The sequence below is a fragment of the Pseudomonas sp. TH43 genome (genome assembly GCF_016650635.1).
Taxonomy (GTDB): Bacteria; Pseudomonadota; Gammaproteobacteria; order Pseudomonadales; family Pseudomonadaceae; genus Aquipseudomonas.
Window position 1 is genome coordinate 2,309,289 of record NZ_JAEKFI010000004.1, and the last position, 19,420, is coordinate 2,328,708.

A 19,420-nucleotide genomic window follows, 5' to 3' on the forward strand; every position below is an offset into this window, starting at 1 on the left:
GGCGGCTTGCCCGTCAGGCGGTTAACATCGGGCACGATCCTGTTTACAGGTCGTGCCCTTTGTCTTTCTGCAACTCCTGATTTTCAACCAAACTCAAGTGGCCATGAACGATATCTCCGCTCCCGAGCAATACGATCTGCAAACCGCTGCCCTGAAGGTGCCGCCACATTCCATCGAGGCCGAACAGGCTGTACTCGGTGGTCTGATGCTGGACAACAACGCCTGGGAACGCGTGCTTGATCAAGTCTCCGACGGTGATTTCTATCGACATGACCACCGCCTGATCTTCCGGGCGATTGCCAAACTGGCCGATCAGAACTCCCCGATCGACGTCGTGACCCTTGCCGAGCAACTGGACAAGGAAGGTCAGACGTCGCAGGTGGGCGGCCTCGGTTACCTTGGCGAATTGGCGAAAAACACGCCGTCCGTCGCCAACATCAAGGCTTATGCGCAGATCGTCCGTCAGCGTGCGACGTTGCGCCAACTGATCGGCATCAGCACCGAGATCGCCGACAGCGCCTTCAACCCGGAAGGGCGCACCGCCGAGGAGATTCTCGACGAAGCCGAGCGCCAGATCTTCGCGATTGCCGAGGCCCGGCCAAAAACCGGTGGCCCGGTGGGCGTGAACGATTTGCTGACCAAGGCCATCGATCGCATCGACACGCTGTTCAACACGGACAACGCCATTACCGGCCTGTCCACTGGCTACACCGACCTTGATGAGAAGACCAGCGGCCTCCAGCCGGCTGACTTGATCATCGTCGCCGGTCGTCCGTCGATGGGTAAAACCACCTTCGCGATGAACCTGGTGGAAAACGCCGTACTGCGTAGCGACAAGGCCGTTCTGGTGTACTCCCTCGAGATGCCAGGCGAATCGCTGGTCATGCGTATGCTCTCGTCTCTCGGTCGCATCGACCAGACCAAGGTGCGTTCCGGCCAACTGGAAGATGACGATTGGCCGCGCCTGACCTCGGCGGTCAACCTGCTCAATGACCGCAAGCTGTTCATCGACGACACCGCCGGTATCAGCCCGTCGGAAATGCGTGCGCGTACCCGGCGTCTGGCCCGTGAGCACGGTGACATCGGCCTGATCATGATCGACTACCTGCAATTGATGCAGATTCCAGGTTCCGGCGGCGACAACCGAACCAACGAGATTTCTGAAATCTCGCGTTCCCTCAAAGCCCTGGCCAAGGAATTCAATTGCCCTGTGGTGGCGTTGTCCCAGCTCAACCGTTCCCTCGAGCAGCGACCGAACAAACGTCCGATCAACTCCGACCTCCGGGAATCCGGAGCGATCGAGCAGGATGCCGACGTGATCATGTTCGTGTACCGGGATGAGGTGTATCACCCGGAGACCGAGCACAAGGGCATTGCCGAAATCATCATCGGCAAACAGCGTAACGGCCCGATCGGCTTTATCCGCCTGGCGTTTATCGGCAAGTACACACGTTTCGAAAACCTTGCGCCGGGCAGCTACAACTTCGACGACGATGAGTAAGTTCTTGATCGTCTGAGCTGACGCCTTCGCGAGCAGCTTTGCTCCTACATGGATGCGCGTTCCCTTGTAGGAGCAAAGCTTGCTCGCGAATGAGGTTGGCACAATTTCCGACCACAGCCGTCGGAATTGGTCAAAATTTGTGCTATATTCCGCGCCCGCGAAATTCAATGAAAGCCAACACCGGTTATCGACATGCAAGCAGCCAAGCCGTTATTTGACTATCCAAAGTACTGGGCCGAATGTTTCGGGCCAGCGCCATTCCTGCCGATGAGCAGGGAGGAGATGGATCAGCTTGGCTGGGATTCCTGCGACATAATCATCGTTACCGGTGATGCTTACGTCGATCACCCGTCGTTCGGCATGGCGATCATCGGCCGGCTGCTGGAGTCGCAAGGCTTCCGCGTCGGGATCATCGCGCAGCCAAACTGGCAGTCGAAAGACGACTTCATGAAGCTCGGCGAGCCGAACCTGTTCTTCGGCGTCGCGGCCGGCAACATGGACTCGATGATCAACCGCTACACCGCCGACAAGAAAATCCGTTCCGACGACGCCTACACCCCCGGCGGTATGGCCGGCAAGCGGCCGGATCGCGCGAGCCTGGTTTACAGCCAGCGCTGCAAAGAGGCCTACAAGCACGTGCCGATCGTGCTTGGCGGCATCGAAGCTTCCCTGCGCCGCATTGCGCACTACGACTACTGGCAGGATCGCGTGCGTAACTCGATCCTGATCGACGCCAGCGCCGACATTCTGCTGTACGGCAACGCCGAGCGCGCAATTGTCGAAGTGGCCCAGCGTCTGTCCTACGGTCACAAGATCGAAGACATCACTGACGTGCGCGGCACCGCATTCATTCGTCGTGACACGCCGCAAGGCTGGTACGAAGTTGACTCGACGCGTATCGACCGTCCGGGCAAGGTCGACAAGATCATCAACCCGTACGTCAACACCCAGGACACCCAGGCTTGCGCCATCGAGCAAGAGAAGGGGCCGGTCGAAGATCCGCAGGAAGCCAAGGTCGTGCAGATTCTGGCCAGCCCGCGCATGACCCGCGACAAGACCGTGATTCGTCTGCCATCGGTTGAAAAGGTCCGTGGCGACGCCGTTCTTTATGCTCACGCCAACCGCGTGCTGCACCTGGAAACCAACCCGGGCAACGCCCGCGCGCTGGTGCAGAAGCATGGCGAAGTCGACGTCTGGTTCAACCCGCCGCCGATTCCGATGACCACTGAAGAAATGGACTACGTGTTCGGCATGCCTTACGCCCGTGTTCCGCACCCGGCGTACGGCAAGGAGAAAATCCCGGCCTACGACATGATCCGTTTCTCGGTAAACATCATGCGTGGCTGCTTCGGCGGTTGCACCTTCTGCTCGATCACCGAGCACGAAGGCCGGATCATCCAGAACCGCTCCGAAGAGTCGATCATTCGCGAAATCGAAGAGATCCGCGACAAGGTGCCAGGCTTCACCGGCGTCATCTCCGACCTTGGCGGCCCGACCGCGAACATGTACCGCATCGCCTGCAAAACGCCGGAAATCGAATCCGCGTGCCGCAAGCCGTCCTGCGTGTTCCCGGGCATCTGTCCGAACCTGAATACCGACCACTCGTCGCTGATTCAGTTGTACCGCAGCGCCCGCGCCTTGCCGGGTGTGAAGAAGATCCTGATCGCCTCCGGTCTGCGTTACGACCTCGCGGTCGAGTCGCCGGAATACGTCAAAGAGCTGGTGACCCACCACGTTGGCGGTTACCTGAAGATCGCCCCGGAACACACTGAGGAAGGTCCGCTCAACCAGATGATGAAACCGGGCATTGGCAGCTATGACAAGTTCAAGCGCATGTTCGAGAAGTACACCAAGGAAGCGGGCAAAGAGCAGTACCTGATTCCGTACTTCATTGCCGCGCATCCGGGCACCACTGACGAAGACATGATGAACCTGGCCTTGTGGCTCAAGGGCAATGGCTTCCGGGCTGACCAGGTGCAGGCGTTCTACCCGTCGCCGATGGCCACTGCCACCGCGATGTACCACTCGGGCAAGAACCCACTGCGTAAGGTCACTTACAAGAGCGACGGCGTGACCATCGTCAAGAGCGAAGAGCAGCGTCGTTTGCACAAGGCGTTCTTGCGTTATCACGATCCGAAAGGCTGGCCGATGCTCCGTGAGGCGCTGATCCGCATGGGTCGCGCTGACCTGATCGGTTCGGGCAAGGATCAACTGATCCCGACGCATCAGCCGGCCACCGACAGCTACCAGAGCGCACGTCGCAAGAACTCGACACCGGCCGGTAGCCATAAAGTGGCGAAGGAAGGCAAAGAGAAGACCACCAAGATTCTCACCCAGCACACCGGTCTGCCGCCGCGTGCCAGTGACGGTGGTAACCCTTGGGACAAGCGTGAACAGGCCAAGGCTGCGGCGTTCGCCCGCAACCAGCAAGCGGCCAAGGAACGCAAGGACGCCGCCAAGGGCAAAGGGCCGAAGCCGACCCGCAAGCCAGTAGTGCCGCGCTAAGCTGCTCTAAGCTCAACAGAACGCCAACCTTCGGGTTGGCGTTTTGCATTTCAGACCCGGCAAATGTGTTTTAGCCGCTGGCCTCTTCGCGAGCAGGCTCGCTCCCACAGGGAGCCGCATTCCAAATGTGGGAGCGAGCCTGCTCGCGAAAGCGCCCGATCAAACACTGCATATCAACCGCCCGCCACATTTAGGCGCAACTTCGCTAAACCATTTCCCCGCGTCGCCCGATTTTGGTGCTGTACTGCCCTGAGCATTCCACTAAAGCGCCCAAGCCTCTGCATGGCATAAGTCTTGCGCGCTTTCGAATACGCTTAGGCTCGCAGGAGGCACGCCGTGTCGATTCATGTCGCATTGCATCACGTCACGCATTACCGCTACGACCGCGCTGTCGAACTCGGCCCGCAGATCGTTCGCCTGCGCCCGGCCGCCCACAGCCGCACGCGGATTCTCTCGTACGCGCTGAAAGTCTCGCCCGAGCAGCACTTCATCAACTGGCAGCAAGACCCGCAGGGCAACTACCTCGCACGCTTGGTGTTCCCCGAGAAAACCGACGAGCTGCGCATCGAAGTCGATCTTCTGGCGGAGATGGCGGTATTCAACCCGTTCGACTTTTTCCTCGAACCGTACGCCGAGAAAATCCCCTTCGCCTACGCTGCCGATGAGCGCAAGGAGCTGTCGCCGTACCTCGAAACGCTGCCGCTGACGCCGAAATTCAAAGCCTATCTGGACGCCATCGACCGCACACCATTGCCTGCTGTGGACTTTCTGGTGGCGCTCAATCAGCGTCTGAGCGAGGACATCGGCTACCTGATTCGCATGGAACCGGGCGTGCAAACGCCGGAACACACCCTCGAACACGCCTCCGGTTCCTGCCGGGATTCGGCGTGGTTGCTGGTGCAACTGTTGCGTAACCTCGGGCTGGCGGCGCGATTCGTCTCCGGCTACCTGATTCAACTGACTGCCGATGTGAAAAGCCTCGACGGCCCCTCCGGCACCGAAGTCGACTTCACTGACCTGCACGCCTGGTGCGAGGTGTATCTGCCGGGCGCCGGCTGGATCGGCCTCGACGCTACGTCGGGACTGTTCGCCGGTGAAGGGCATATTCCGCTGGCCTGTAGTCCTGATCCCTCTTCGGCAGCGCCGATCAGCGGGATGGTCGAACCTTGCGAAACACAGTTCAGCCACGAAATGTCGGTCGAGCGGATCTGGGAGGCGCCGCGCGTCACCAAGCCCTACACCGATGAGCAGTGGCTGGCGATTCAGGCGCTGGGGCGGCAGATCGATACCGACTTGCTGGCAGGCGACGTGCGCCTGACCATGGGCGGCGAACCGACCTTCGTTTCCATCGATGACCCGGACGGTGCCGAATGGAACACCGCTGCGTTAGGTGAGGACAAGCGTCGGCTCTCCGCGGAGCTGTTCCAGCGCCTGCGCAAACATTACGCGCCGCAGGGGCTGGTGCATTTCGGGCAGGGCAAGTGGTATCCCGGCGAGCAATTGCCGCGCTGGTCGCTGAATTGCTATTGGCGCCGCGACGGCGTGCCGATCTGGCACAACGACGCGTTGATTGCCGACGAGCAGCAGGACTATGGCGCCAATGGTGAGTTGGCGGGGCGCTTTCTGGCGAGTGTCGCCGAACGCCTGAAATTGCCTACACGCTTTGTGTTCCCGGCCTACGAGGACAATTTCTACTACCTATGGCGTGAGGGCACGTTACCGGGCAACGTCAGCGCCGAAGACTCGCGTCTGGAAGAGCCTCTGGAGCGTGCGCGCCTGCGCAAAGTCTTCAGTCAGGGGCTCGATAAAGTCATCGGTCAGGTGCTGCCGTTGGCGCGTAATGCCAAAGGCGATCAATGGCAGAGCGGGCGCTGGTACCTGCGCGACGAGCATTGCCGACTGGTGCCGGGAGATTCGCCGCTGGGCTATCGTTTGCCGCTCGGTTCGCAGCCTTGGGTGAAAGCGGCGGAGTACCCGTTCATTCATCCCCAGGATCCGAATCAGGACTTTCCCGAACTGCCGGATGCCGCGCAACTTAACCATCATGCCGAACCGGCCAGCGCCGAGGAGCGCGCGCCGAAAATCGACGAATCCGCCGACTGGCTGACCCGCACGGCGTTCTGCGCCGAGGCGCGCGAGGGGCGTTTGTATCTGTTCATGCCGCCGTTGGAACAGGTCGAGGATTATCTGCAACTGGTGGCGGCCATCGAAGCCACCGCTGCAGAACTGCATTGCCCGGTGCTGCTGGAAGGCTATGAGCCGCCGAGCGATCCGCGCCTGAGCAACTTTCGCATCACCCCGGATCCGGGCGTGATCGAGGTCAACGTGCAGCCGTCCGCCAGTTGGGACGAGTTGGTCGAGCGCACCGAGTTTCTTTATGAAGAAGCGCGGCAAACTCGCCTGACCACCGAGAAGTTCATGATCGATGGCCGCCACACTGGCACCGGCGGCGGTAATCATTTTGTTCTCGGTGGTGCGACGCCGGCGGATTCGCCGTTCCTGCGCCGCCCCGATCTGCTGCGCAGCCTGATCAGTTATTGGCACAACCATCCGTCGCTGTCCTACCTGTTTTCCGGCTTGTTCATCGGCCCGACGTCTCAGGCGCCGCGCGTCGACGAGGCGCGCAATGACGCGCTGTACGAGCTGGAAATCGCCTTCGCGCAGATGCCGGAACCCGGCGAGGAGTGCGCGCCGTGGCTGGTCGATCGACTGCTGCGCAACCTGCTGATCGACGTCACGGGCAACACTCATCGCGCCGAATTCTGCATCGACAAACTGTATTCGCCGGACGGCGCCACCGGGCGTCTCGGCTTGCTTGAGTTGCGCGCCTTTGAAATGCCGCCCCATGCACGCATGAGTCTGGCTCAGCAATTGTTGCTGCGTGCGCTGGTTGCGCGCTTTTGGCGCGAGCCTTATGCGCCGCCGAAACTGGCGCGCTGGGGCACCGAGTTGCACGACCGTTTTATGTTGCCGCACTTTATCGAGCAGGATTTCGCCGACGTTATCGTCGAACTCAACAGCGCCGGTTATCCGTTGCGAGCGGAATGGTTCGCGGCGCATCTGGAGTTTCGTTTTCCCAAGGTCGGCGACTACGCCGTCAATGGCATCGAGCTGGAGCTGCGTCAGGCCCTTGAGCCGTGGCACGTGTTGGGCGAGGAGGGCACGGCAGGCGGCACGGTGCGCTATGTCGATTCGTCTCTGGAGCGATTGCAGGTCAAGCTCAAAGGGGTGCCGCCGCAGCGCTATCTGCTGACCTGCAATGGCGTCGCGGTGCCGTTGCACCCGACCGGGCGAGTTGGCGAGTTTGTCGCTGGGGTGCGTTACCGCGCATGGCAACCGGCCAACTGTTTGCAACCAACAATTGCTGTACACGCGCCGTTGGTATTCGACTTGCTCGACACCTGGATGGGCCGCTCGCTGGGCGGTTGCCAATACCATGTCGCGCATCCGGGTGGGCGTAATTACGAGACGCTGCCGATCAATGCCAACGAAGCGGAGAGCCGGCGGATGGCGCGATTCTTCCGCGTCGGACACACGCCAGGGAAACTTCCTATACCGAACATGGAAATCAGTGACGAGCTACCGATGACAATCGATTTACGACGCTTCCAAATCGTACGCGACGCTTAGATTTTTCGTCTATCCGCACGTCATGTGCCTGCGTTAGTCTGACCGTTCCCTGCTGTCTGCCGAGCTTTCCATGCCTGACCTGCTAGACCGCTACCCGCTGACGGCGGGCACTTATCACGAACTGCTAGACAGCAGTGGCGCAGTGCGCCCGCACTGGCAGCGACTGTTCGATCAGTTACAGCGCAGCACCCCGGCGCAACTGATGCAGCGTCAAGCGTTGCTGGCCCGGCAGATTCAGGAAAACGGCGTCACCTATAACGTCTATGCCGACCCGAAAGGTGCGGATCGGCCGTGGGAACTGGATCTGCTACCGCATGTGATTGCGGCGGATGAATGGCAGCAATTGGCGGCCGGGATCGCCCAGCGTGCGCGGCTGCTCAACGCTGTGTTGGCTGATTTGTATGGGCCGCAGCGGCTGATCAGCGAAGGATTGCTGCCGGCGGAACTGGTGTTTGGTCACAACAACTTTCTTTGGCCGTGTCAGGGCATCGCGCCGCCGGAAGGTGCTTTTCTGCATTTGTACGCGGTGGATCTGGCGCGAACGCCGGATGGCCGTTGGTGGGTGACGGCGGATCGCACGCAAGCACCGTCGGGCGCCGGTTATGCGCTGGAAAACCGCACTATCGTCTCCCGTGCTTTTCCCGAGTTGTACCGCGACCTGAAGGTGCAGCATCTGGCCGGTTTCTTCCGCACATTGCAGGAAACCCTCGCGCGTCAGGCGCCGAGCGGCGATGAGGTGCCGCTGGTGGTATTGCTGACGCCGGGACGCTTCAACGAAAGCTACTTCGAACATTTGTATCTGGCCCGCCAGCTCGGTTATCCGCTGGTCGAAGGCGGCGACCTGACGGTGCGCGATGCCACGGTCTACCTGAAAACCCTCAGCGGCTTGCGGCGGGTTCACGCGATCATGCGCCGCCTCGACGACGACTTCTGCGATCCGCTGGAGCTGCGCACCGATTCGGCGCTCGGCGTTCCGGGCCTGCTTGAAGCGGTTCGTCAGGGCCGCGTGCTGGTGGCCAACGCATTGGGCAGCGGTGTCCTGGAATCGCCGGGCCTGCTCGGGTTTCTGCCGAAAATAAATCAATACCTGTTTGGCGAAGAGTTGATCCTGCCGTCCATCGCGACCTGGTGGTGCGGTGAGGCGCCGGTGCTGGCTCAGGCGTTGGAAAAACTCCCCGAGTTGCTGATCAAACCGGCCTTCCCCTCGCAAAGCTTCGCGCCGGTGTTTGGCCGTGATTTGAGTGAAAAACAGCGTCAGCAACTGGCTGAGCGCATGCAGGCGCGGCCTTATGCCTATGTCTCGCAAGAATTGGCTCAGCTCTCCCAAGCGCCGATCTGGCAGCCTGAGGACGGTCAACTGCAACCCCGTGCAATTGGTATGCGTATGTACGCGGTGGCCAGTCGTGACGGCTATCGCGTGCTGCCCGGTGGGTTGACCCGGGTCGCCGCTGAGGCCGATGCCGAGGTGGTGTCGATGCAACGCGGCGGGGCAAGCAAGGACACCTGGGTGCTTGGTGATCGGCCGCCAAGTGGCGAACAATGGAAAACCCAGCGCAATGTCGGCGTGCACGATCTGGTACGCCGCGATCCGTACCTGCCGTCGCGGGTGGTGGAAAACCTGTTCTGGTTTGGTCGTTATTGCGAGCGCTGCGATGACAGTGCGCGGCTGCTGCGCATCATGCTGACGCGTTACGTCGACGGTGATGACCCGCAAGCGTTGCAGGCAGCGGTCGAGCTCGGTGAGCGATTGACGCTGTTGCCGGATGAAGGCGAGCTGCCGGAGCGGCTGTTGGCGGCGCTGCTCGGCGAAGACTGGTCGTTCAGCCTGCGCTCCAACCTGCAACGCTTGCAATGGGCCGCTTCGCAGGTGCGTGGCAAGCTCTCGCGAGAGAACTGGCAGGCGTTGGTGGAATTGCAGCGCGAAGCGATGGAGCTGGACACCGATGAGCCGGATTTCGGCGAGTTGCTGGATTTCCTCAACCGTCTGGTGATGTCGCTGGCGGCGCTGTCCGGGTTTGCCCTGGACGACATGACCCGCGACGAGGGCTGGCGCTTCCTGATGATCGGCCGCCGTATCGAGCGCCTGCAGTTTCTCAGCAGCAGCCTCGCGGCGTTTCTGCGTGGCGCCGGGGCGTTCGATCAGGCGGGGCTGGAATGGCTGTTGGAGCTGGGCAACAGCAGCATCACTTATCGGTCACGCTATTTGGCGGTGGCGCAGCTGATTCCAGTGCTCGACCTGTTGCTGCTCGACGAGCAGAACCCGCACGCGGTGTTGTTCCAGTTGAAACTGGTCACCCGCACGGTGAAACGTTTGAACGATGATTTCGCTGCGCCACGGGAGGCGGGTTTGTCATCACTGGTGGAGCGTCTGGCGCGATTCGATCTGGGCTGTCTGGAAAACCCGTTGTTCGGCGAGTCCAGCGTGCGTGCGGCGCTCGATGGTCTGGCGGATATGCTGCAAGAGATTGCCGAGGCCAGTGGGCAAGTGTCGGATCGCCTGGCCCTGCGCCATTTTGCTCATGTCGATGATGTCAGCCAGCGTACGGTGTCCGTCTGATGAGTGCTCAGTACCAGATTTTCCACGACACCTGTTATCACTACGACAGCCCGGTTTCGCTGGCGCAGCAACTGGCGCATCTGTGGCCTCGTGAATGCACCTGGCAGCGTTGCACCGAACGGCAACTGCTGATCAGTCCGGAGCCGACGGCGCGGCGCGATGAGCTGGATGTATTCGGCAATCCGCTGACCCGACTCGCGTTCGAGCGACCGCATGATGAGTTGCAGGTCAATGCGCGGCTCAGCGTCGAAGTGCTGGCGCGACCGGCGCTCGACTTCAATCAATCCCCCGCGTGGGAGCAGACCCGCGACGCGCTGACCTACAGCAGCCAGCCGTTGTCTGCCGATTTGCTTGAGGCTTGCCGCTATCGTTTTCAGTCACCGTATGTGCATTTGAAGCGCAGTTTTGTCGAGTTCTCGCACAGTTGTTTTGCGCCGGGGCAGCCGTTGCTGAAGGGTGTGCAGGCGTTGATGCAAAAGATCTTCAGCGAATTCACCTTTGACGCCGAGGCCACCCAGGTGGCGACGCCGCTGGTAGAAGTGCTGGAGCGGCGGCGTGGTGTCTGTCAGGACTTCGCGCATCTGATGCTGGCGTGTGTGCGCTCCCGCGGCCTGGCCGCGCGTTATGTCAGCGGCTATCTGCTGACCCAGCCGCCACCGGGGCAGCCGCGATTGATCGGCGCCGATGCATCGCATGCGTGGGTGTCGGTGTTTTGCCCGATATTGGGCTGGGTGGATTTTGATCCGACCAACAACGTGCAACCTGCGCTGGAGCACATCACGCTGGCTTGGGGCCGGGACTTCTCCGATGTGTCGCCGCTACGCGGGGTGATCCTCGGCGGCGGCAACCACGATCCGGAAGTACGCGTCACCGTGATGCCCCTGGATTAACGCAGATCAAACTGTAGGAGTGAGCCTGCTCGCGATAGCGGTGTGTCAGGCAGCAGATGTTTGACTGATACGCCGCTATCGCGAGCAGGCTCACTCCGACAAGGGAATTGGGGTGTTTCGGAAAGGGGGCTGTGAGGGCCGGCAGTGAAACCGCCAGCCCCGTCACAAATCCGCAGGGTCTGATTCGATCATCAAACCCGGTGGGGCTCAGGCGTCGGGCGCCTGATCTTTCGGTGCTTCAGTTGCATCAACATCATCTTCCGTTGCCACTTCACCCTCAGGGTTCAGTGCTGCTTCTTCAGCGGTTTGTTTCTTGCGCTGAAGTTTTTCCTCTTTCTTCTGTTCCTTTGCCAAGTCGCGTTGACGTTTGGCGAAGGAGTAATTGGGTTTGGCCATGGGCGATCCTCTAGGGTCGAAGGTGAGGTTGAGCGGCGCGTATTCTGCCCTGTATCGACGTCAGAGGGTTAACCGGGTTTTTGGTCGACCCACTTTGGCGTGACGGTCGGCTTCCAGTTATCCAAGGCATCGAGCAGCGTTTGCGGCGATTCGCTCACTTGCAGCATGTCACGGTGTGGCGCGCGAACGAAGCCTTCGCCGACGATATGGTCGAGAAATGCGGTGAGTTTGCTGTAGAAACCGTTCACTTCCAGCAAGCCCAACGGCTTGCCGTGATAGCCGAGCTGGCCCCAGGTCCAGACTTCAAACAGCTCTTCGAGCGTGCCGAGGCCGCCGGGCAGCGCGATAAACGCATCGCTGAGTTCGGCCATCCGCGCCTTGCGCGCATGCATGCCATCGACCACTTCCAGGCGTGTCAGGCTTTTGTGGCCGATTTCCTTGTCCATCAGGCTTTGCGGAATGATGCCGATCACTTCACCGCCAGCGGCTAATGCCGCATCGGCAACGATACCCATCAAACCCACGGCGCCACCGCCGTAGACTAGGGTCAGCTTGCGCTCGGCGAGCGCCCGGCCAAGGGCGACGGCCGCTTCGGTATACGCCGGAACAGTGCCAGCGTTGGCACCACAAAATACACACACGGATTTCAGAGACATGCCTTCCTCCTGGGTCAATCCGTCACAGGGTAATGGCTGGCACGCCTTGATCCAAGGGCTAAACTTCGCGCTTGGGCATTTCGCAGGTGCCGCTGGCACCACAGGCATACGCGGCAAGCAGGCTGCACAACAGGCCGTTAAAGATCATCACTGGCACTCCGTCTCAAGGGGATGCGCCGATCATAGGTTCTGCTGGTTGATCTGGCCGTTAGATTGTGTCGATGAGTGTCATAGCCTGAAAGTTGTATACAATTTTTGACTCAAGTCATAGGAACTTGCGAAGATTTCAGGCAGTCTTTCAACCATTAGTGTTTTTGTTAACCCTGCCTTGGAGATTCACCATGTTTTCCAAAGTTGTTGCGGTATCCCTGCTGGCGCTGGCCAGCAGCCAATTGATGGCTGCCGAGTGCAAAACCACCGTTGACTCCACCGATCAGATGTCCTTCAACACCAAGGAAATCGTGATCGACAAGAGCTGCAAGACCTTCACCGTCGAACTGACCCACTCCGGCAGCCTGCCGAAGAACGTCATGGGCCATAACCTGGTGATCAGCAAAGAAGCTGACATGCAGCCAATCGCCACCGATGGCCTGGCCGCCGGCATCGACAAGAATTACCTGAAAGAAGGCGATGCTCGCATCATCGCCCACACCAAAATCATCGGCGCCAAGGAAACCGACTCGTTGACCTTCGACGTGGCGAAGATTGCAGATGGCGGCTACGGCTTTTTCTGCTCGTTCCCTGGCCACATCTCGATGATGAAAGGCACCATTACTGTTAAGTAATCAGGACCTTCGCGTCATCGTTCTTCGCGAGCAGGCTCGCTCCCACAGGTTCACACCGTCAATGTAGGAGCGAGCCTGCTCGCGAAGGGGCCATCCGCATCAGTGAATGCAATGGCCAAAGAAAAGCCCGCTGAGGATCACTCCTCAGCGGGCTTTTTCATTCCATCACCGATTACGGCGCAAACGGCATCACGCGTTTGTGGTGGGTCTTGTTGTACGTCGCGACGATGATGTCGAACGCTTCCTGACGTACCGGCTCGCCGTGCAGGAACGCATCGATCTCGGCATACGTCACACCATGCGACGCTTCGTCCGGTTTGCCCGGGGACAAATCCTCAAGGTCGGCCGTCGGGACTTTCTCGACCAGCGACTCGGGCGCGCCAAAGCTGCGGGCAATCGCCCGAACCTGGTTTTTCACCAGACCGCTGAGCGGCGCCAGGTCGCAGGCACCATCACCAAATTTGGTGAAGAAGCCCATCACCGCTTCCGCCGCGTGATCGGTGCCGATCACCAGCCCATGCGCCGCGCCGGCAATGGTGTACTGGGCGACCATGCGCATCCGCGCCTTGGTGTTGCCGAGGACGAAATCCACCGACACCGCGTGTTTGCCTTCAAACGCCGCGACTTCGCTGGCCAGCGACTTCACCGCTGGGCCGATGTTGACGGTGTGGCGTTCGTCCGGGGCGATGAAGTCCACTGAGGCTTGGGCGTCGTGCTCGTCGAACTGGGTTTCGTACGGCAGGCGCACAGCGATGAACTTGTAGCTGTTGTCGCCGCTTTGCTCGCGCAGTTCACGCATGGCGCGCTGGGCCAGCAGGCCCGCCGTCAGCGAGTCGACGCCGCCGCTGATGCCCAGCACCAGCGTTTTGAGCCCGGAGTTGACCAGGCAATCCTGAATGAAGGTAATGCGCCGTGCGACTTCGGCCTGCAAGGCCTGGTAGTCGGCGAACGGCGGTTGCACCTTGAGCTGCTGCGCAATCTCACGCTGTACGGCTTGCATGAATTCACTCCTTGCTAGATAGACGGGAATCGGCAGGAACCTGGAAAACATGTCGCAAGTAGGCGACGAAATTCGGGTCTTTGCAGTGGGACTTGCCTGGCTCGTCGGAGATCTTCGCCACCGGTTGGCCGTTGCATGCGGTCATTTTAAGCACGATGCTCATCGGTTCAACACCCGGAATGTCACAGGTGAGGTTGGTGCCGATGCCGAAGCTGACGTTGATCCGACCGTGCAGTGCGCGGAATATCTCCAGCGACTTGGGCAAGGTCAGACTGTCGGAGAACACCAGGGTCTTGCTCATCGGGTCGATACCGAGCTTGTGATAGTGCGCGATGCATTTTTCGCCCCAGACCACAGGATCCCCGGAATCGTGGCGCAGACCGTCGAAAAGCTTGGCAAAGAACAGATCGAAATCACCGAGAAAAGCATCGGTGGTGATGCAGTCGGTGAGGGCGATCCCCAGCAAGCCGCGGTATTCGCGGACCCAGCAATCAAGCGCGGCGATCTGACTGTCGATCAGCCGCGGGCCGAGTTGCTGGTGAGCCATGATCCATTCATGGGCCATGGTGCCCAGCGGTTTCATGTCCAGTTCGCGCGACAGGTGGACGTTGCTGGTGCCGACGAAACGGCCGGGGAAATCGTGCTTGAGCACGTTGACCACTTCTTCCTGTACCCGGTAGGAAAACCGCCGGCGAGTGCCGAAGTCGGCGACTTGCAGTTGCGATAACTCGTCAGCCGAGGCATTGGCGGTCAGCCAGTCGAACTTGCGATAGAGCTGCTCACGCGCCTGTTCGAGCACGGTTTCGCGGTAGCGATAGCGGTTGCGCACTTCGCTGACGATGGCCAGCAACGGCACTTCGTAGAGAATCACATGCAGCCACGGCCCGCGCAGACGGATAAACAGCTCGCCGTTCTCGATGCCGGTGTGCACGTAGCGCAGGTTGAAGCGGAACAGCCCAAGGAAGCGCAGGAAGTCCGGTTTCAGAAAGCTGATGCGTTCAAGAAAACTCAGTTGATCGGCGCTCAGACTCAGCTCGGCCAGGCGCTCGATCTGATAGCGGATCTCGGCCAGATACGGACGCAAATCCTCGCTGTTACGGCAACGGAACTCCCATTCGACTTCGACGTTGGGGTAGTTGTGCAGCACCGCCTGCATCATTGTCAGTTTGTAGAAGTCGGTGTCGAGCAGGTTCTGCACGATGCGATCGGCAAACACACTCTCGCTCATAAAGGGTCTCCAGGTGCGCCGCGCTGTGGCGCGGTCTCAATCGATGGCGCTAGTGGCGCATATCAGTGGTGGGAATTGCCAGCGCTTTTTTGCTTTCAAGTGAAAGATCCTCTGATGCCATACATCTCAGCCCGCAAAACTTAGCTATTTTCGGTTGCGCCTCAAGCGCGGCTTTAATGACGTGTTCAAGTTGTTCTCCGCTTTTTAAATAATCGGCCAGTAGAGAGTGTTTTGGTATCAGATTGATTTCGACTGCTTTAATCAAAGCGGCTCTGAGCATTTCCTGGGTGACTATTTTATACATGAATGATGCCTCCTTTGAAGGTGATCTGTTCCAGTGTGTCAACGCCGTCCTGAAGTAGCACGTAAGCTGGAAGTATTAATTTGTAAAAATCAGAATCGTTAGTGCCTTTGATGGTGACTAATGTAAAAGCTTCCAAAAGCCCCGCGGATGCGCGAATTCTGAAACAGGCGTCTTCGAATAATTGATTGGGTGTGGCATGTGAGTCTATGAAGTATGTTGGAGTATTCGTTGCATTTGCTTTTAGGGGGTAAAAGCGATTCATGGGATAAACTCCTTCAGTTTGTTCTGGTCGTGGCGGTTCGAAGAAAGCATGGTTCTTGAGGTTTTATGTTCAGGTTGTTTTGATGTATTGGCTGCAAAGTCATTAGTTGCTTTAATGACTTTGCATGCACTATTTAAGTGTTGGCAATCTGTTTGCTGGCGTTCGAAGAAATAAGGGGCTGGCTATGAACGGTTATGACTGGGCTGTCATATTGCGGCGGCCAGGCCATAGGATCGATATCCAGATCCAGGAATTTTTTTGAATCGAAAATAGGTCTTTTGATTCCAGCACGACGCTGTTCATCGTAGTCGCGCACTACACGCATGCTGATTTTGAAGAGCAAGAACATTGCTACCAGATTGACAAGCGCGAGTAGCGTCATGGTGATGTCTGCAAAGGCCAGAACAGTTGACAGATCTTCGACGGAGCCACAATACACTAATATCAACACCAATCCACGGTACAAGAGCAGCGTTTTCCGAGGTTCACCCAACATGAATCGTAGGCTGTTTTCTCCCAAATAATAGTTGTAAAGCATCGCCGTAAATACGAATAGCGCAAGCACGACGCTGATAAACATCTTTCCCCATTCCCCTACAACGGCTGCCAGCGAGTTTTGCGCCAGAGTAATCCCGTCCCCTTCAAATCCCGGTTGGTAGAAACCGGATAACAAAATTAGTAGCGCAGTACAGGTGCAGATTATGAATGTGTCGATAAAAACACTCAGCGCTTGTACTACACCTTGTGCAACCGGGTGGCCGATCTTCGCTACTGATGCGACATTGGGAGCGCTTCCCAGTCCTGCCTCATTGGAAAATACGCCGCGTCTCACCCCCATGATAATTGCACTGCCCACCAGCCCACCAAAGGCCTGGTCCAGCCCGAACGCGCTTTTGATAATGGTCATGAGCATCGTCGGAACTTGATCGAACTGCAGAACCATCACGTAGGCCGTCACGCCAATGTAGGCCAGTACTTTAATAGGCACCAGAAGGTCAGCAACTGCCGCTATGCGCTTTATCCCGCCGATGAAAACGATCCCCAACATCAGCGCAAGTGCAAGCCCTGACCAGATCGGCGCCACGCCAAACGCATCTTTTAGTGAATGTGATACCGCATGCGATTCGAGGCCGTTGATCGCAAACCCAAAGGTCACCAGCAATAGAGCCGCTGCGATCATGCCGAGCCAGCGCTTGTCCAGACCGTGCTGTATGTACCAGGATGGGCCCCCTCGATAGAGGCCTTTGCCATCGCTACGCTTATAGAGCTGCCCAAGCGTACATTCGAAAAAGCTGCTCGACATGCCCAAGAGAGCAGTCATCCACATCCAGAACACCGCACCAGGCCCGCCCATGCTTACCGCGATCCCGACGCCGACGATGTTACCCGTGCCGACTCGCCCGGCAAGGCTGAGCATCAGTGCCTGAAATGAACTCAAGTGAAGGCTGTTGCTGCGCCAACTGCCGTGTAATACGCCAAACATATGGAGGAAATATCTGAACTGAACAAATCCCGATCGGACAGTGAAATAGCTTCCCAGTCCAAGAACCAAGGGTATTAATACCTTGCCTGACAGAAAGTCATTGATGATGTCTAGCATTCAAAGCTCCTTGCTATGTGAAGTGCTGGCGAATTATTGGTGTCGCCAGTCCTGAAGCCTTTCAGGAGCCGTAATATCCAGCCATATTTCCTTCGATGCAATTTCGCAAGTTGCTCAAATGTGATGCTAGTTGCTGCTATGGTGGGAGCTCCTGAGTTTTTGCTGAGTCATTTATGTGTGAGTTTTTTTCTGCTAACTTGAAGTTTTTGTGTAGTCACTACATATCTGTCGCGGAAGTCTGTAGGAAAGTTCGTATTAATCGTGGGCAATTCAATAAGTACCTATGTGGGAATAGTATGCCCGCGCCTTTTAATCTCAAGCGTATCTGCGATTTTTTTGGTGTGGAAGAGTTTGAGATGCGCCTGCCAAGCGAGCAGTTCATCGCTTTGGTTAGCCTTAAAACCAGCAAGGCAAGGCTCTTTGATGAAGAAACAGTGTCACAAAGAGTGTTGAGACACCTGCGCAAACAATCCTCTCCAGAACTGATGGCTCACACGGGTTATTACCACGAGTATTATCACGCGATGACTGAACCCGGTTCTATTCTGTGTTCGCTTGTGCATGTGCGGGAAGAAGGCGGTGACATAGTCTATGAGAGAAACGAACAGTTACAGATGTCTGGGGTGGAAGGCGCGTTTGAAAGATATCGATATAAAGGTGTTGCTTATTACCTGCGAGATCGAATTTTCCTCGTGGATTATGAGTCGTTGACCTCAAACGAGATCAGTCAGACTATTCTTATCCCAAGTTTCAAAAGCTGTATTACACGGCTAAATGGGTTGAAGCTGGGCGTTTCGGCTGCTGATCATCGAGCTCCTTCCTGTTCAAGAGTTGTCTGGGATTATCTGGGACAGGAAATTGATCGGGTCGCGGCCTATCGTCGTGTCCGGTTGTACAAAGCTGATGATTGCGCCATTGATGCCGATCTGCGCGCGCGTCTCGCTCAAGCTCAGGTTGTGGATGGCCTGTTTGTGATTGTTTGACAAATTTTCGTAGGAGCTGCCGCAGGCTGCGATCTTTTGATGTTGGTTTTGAAGATCAAAAGATCGCAGCCTTCGGCAGCTCCTACAGGGGGTTATCAATCTGTTCGAGCATCCATTTGACGAAATCCCGCACCTTCGGCACTTCCGCCGCATGCTCGGGGTAGGCCAGGTAATAGGCGTCGGAACTCGGCATTGCATGCTGCCAGGGAATGACCAGTTTGCCATCGGCCAATTCCTCTTCCACCAGAAACCGTGGCAACAGCGCCACACCGCAGCCTACTTGCGCGGCACGGATGCACATATAAAAGGTTTCGAAACGCGGGCCGTGGTAGCTGTGTTCGGTGTGATAGCCCTGACTGTCGAACCAGTCGTGCCAGGCTTGCGGGCGCGAGGCGTTTTGCAGCAGGACCAGATCGGTGAGTTGCGTCGGGTCAGTGAACGGCTGATCGGGCAGGCTGCCGGGCGCGCACACCGGCACCAACTCTTCGCCGAACAACTTCAAACATTCAGTCCCCGGCCGTGAACCCTGGCCGAAATAGAACGCCAGATCGCTGCGACCTTGCAGCAGATCATCGGCTTCCTGCTCGTTGCACAAATCCAGATGAATCGACGGATGACGCAAACGCCAGCCTTTCAGGCGCGGCACCAGCCAGCGGGCACCGAAAGTCGACGGTGTAGAGACACGCAGGACTTCAGTCTCACCGCCGTAGGAACGCAGGTAATGGGTCGACATTTCCACCTGCGTGAGGATTTTTCGTACTTCCACCAAGTACAAATCTCCAGCAGGCGTCATCTGCAAACGGCGGCGCACGCGGCGGAACAACAAATGCTGTAGCAACTCTTCAAGCTGTGCGACTTGTTTGCTGACTGCACTCTGGGTCAGGTTCAGCTCCTCGGCGGCGCGGGTGAAGCTCAGGTGCCGGGTCACGGCCTCGAAGCACTGCAACGCGGTGATCGATGGCAAGTGGCGTTTGTTCAGCATGGCCGATCCTTTTCTTGTCTTTCTATGCCCAGCATGAATAAACGGAATGATATCTCGCGTAAAGGTCGTTTGTTGCCTCGCCATTGTGACGCTACAACTAAAGGCCTGCCCGGTCGCGAAAAAGCGCCCGCACACATTCAG

The 19,420-nt window shown here is 58.2% G+C and carries 15 protein-coding genes; 7 read left to right on the forward strand and 8 right to left on the reverse strand.

All coding sequences use genetic code 11. The annotated features are described in order from the left end of the window. Window positions 1-103 precede the first annotated feature (103 nt). The 5 genes from dnaB to JFT81_RS26795 all read left to right on the forward strand — a co-directional run bounded on the left by dnaB (window position 104) and on the right by JFT81_RS26795 (window position 11,083). Complete coding sequence (gene dnaB, locus JFT81_RS26775) at window positions 104-1,501, forward strand: replicative DNA helicase (RefSeq protein WP_053116810.1); 1,398 nt, start codon at window positions 104-106, stop codon at window positions 1,499-1,501. Between the two features lie 192 nt (window positions 1,502-1,693). Then, window positions 1,694-4,006, forward strand: a complete 2,313-nt coding sequence (locus JFT81_RS26780) for a YgiQ family radical SAM protein (RefSeq protein ID WP_201146853.1) — start codon at window positions 1,694-1,696, stop codon at window positions 4,004-4,006. 336 nt (window positions 4,007-4,342) lie between these two features. Then, a complete protein-coding gene (locus JFT81_RS26785) occupies window positions 4,343-7,636 on the forward strand; it encodes a transglutaminase family protein (RefSeq protein WP_201230291.1) in 3,294 nt (1,097 codons plus the stop codon). A gap of 70 nt (window positions 7,637-7,706) precedes the next feature. Further along, on the forward strand, window positions 7,707-10,193 hold the full coding sequence (locus tag JFT81_RS26790; RefSeq protein ID WP_201230293.1) for a circularly permuted type 2 ATP-grasp protein: 2,487 nt from the start codon (window positions 7,707-7,709) through the stop codon (window positions 10,191-10,193). After that, a complete protein-coding gene (locus JFT81_RS26795; protein ID WP_201230295.1) occupies window positions 10,193-11,083 on the forward strand; it encodes a transglutaminase family protein in 891 nt (296 codons plus the stop codon). Before JFT81_RS26790 ends, JFT81_RS26795 begins: the two co-directional genes overlap by 1 nt. 207 nt (window positions 11,084-11,290) lie before the next feature. Here the strand turns inward: JFT81_RS26795 and JFT81_RS26800 are convergent, their stop codons facing one another. Both JFT81_RS26800 and JFT81_RS26805 read right to left on the reverse strand, forming a co-directional pair. Continuing rightward, window positions 11,291-11,479, reverse strand: coding sequence for a hypothetical protein (locus tag JFT81_RS26800; RefSeq protein ID WP_158836123.1), 189 nt, complete (start codon window positions 11,477-11,479; stop codon window positions 11,291-11,293). 68 nt (window positions 11,480-11,547) lie between these two features. Beyond that, entirely contained in the window at window positions 11,548-12,135 is a 588-nt protein-coding gene (locus JFT81_RS26805) for a TIGR00730 family Rossman fold protein (protein ID WP_201230297.1), read from the reverse strand. A 341-nt stretch (window positions 12,136-12,476) separates the two neighbouring features. Between JFT81_RS26805 and azu the strand changes: the two genes are divergently transcribed. After that, the gene (gene azu / locus JFT81_RS26810; protein WP_201230299.1) at window positions 12,477-12,920 is read left to right on the forward strand and encodes an azurin; all 444 of its coding nucleotides are present in this window, start codon (window positions 12,477-12,479) and stop codon (window positions 12,918-12,920) included. Between the two features lie 172 nt (window positions 12,921-13,092). Here the strand turns inward: azu and nadE are convergent, their stop codons facing one another. The 5 genes from nadE to JFT81_RS26835 form a co-directional block, all read right to left on the reverse strand. Next, the gene (gene nadE / locus JFT81_RS26815) at window positions 13,093-13,920 is read right to left on the reverse strand and encodes an ammonia-dependent NAD(+) synthetase (protein WP_201146858.1); all 828 of its coding nucleotides are present in this window, start codon (window positions 13,918-13,920) and stop codon (window positions 13,093-13,095) included. A gap of 4 nt (window positions 13,921-13,924) precedes the next feature. Next, window positions 13,925-15,148: a nicotinate phosphoribosyltransferase gene (pncB, locus tag JFT81_RS26820; protein WP_201230301.1), complete on the reverse strand. Its 1,224-nt coding sequence runs from the start codon at window positions 15,146-15,148 to the stop codon at window positions 13,925-13,927. A 49-nt stretch (window positions 15,149-15,197) separates the two neighbouring features. After that, window positions 15,198-15,452 (reverse strand): hypothetical protein, encoded by a 255-nt coding sequence (locus JFT81_RS26825; protein WP_201230303.1) that lies wholly within the window; start codon window positions 15,450-15,452, stop codon window positions 15,198-15,200. After that, entirely contained in the window at window positions 15,445-15,714 is a 270-nt protein-coding gene (locus JFT81_RS26830) for a hypothetical protein (RefSeq protein WP_201200163.1), read from the reverse strand. Before JFT81_RS26830 ends, JFT81_RS26825 begins: the two co-directional genes overlap by 8 nt. A gap of 133 nt (window positions 15,715-15,847) precedes the next feature. Next, window positions 15,848-17,314: an alanine/glycine:cation symporter family protein gene (locus tag JFT81_RS26835; protein ID WP_242485647.1), complete on the reverse strand. Its 1,467-nt coding sequence runs from the start codon at window positions 17,312-17,314 to the stop codon at window positions 15,848-15,850. A 173-nt stretch (window positions 17,315-17,487) separates the two neighbouring features. Between JFT81_RS26835 and JFT81_RS26840 the strand changes: the two genes are divergently transcribed. Further along, on the forward strand, window positions 17,488-18,297 hold the full coding sequence (locus JFT81_RS26840; protein WP_201230305.1) for a helix-turn-helix transcriptional regulator: 810 nt from the start codon (window positions 17,488-17,490) through the stop codon (window positions 18,295-18,297). Window positions 18,298-18,379: 82 nt separating this feature from the next. On the opposite strand, the gene JFT81_RS26845 is transcribed toward JFT81_RS26840, so the two are convergent. Then, on the reverse strand, window positions 18,380-19,279 hold the full coding sequence (locus JFT81_RS26845) for a LysR family transcriptional regulator (RefSeq protein WP_201230307.1): 900 nt from the start codon (window positions 19,277-19,279) through the stop codon (window positions 18,380-18,382). Window positions 19,280-19,420: the final 141 nt, after the last annotated feature.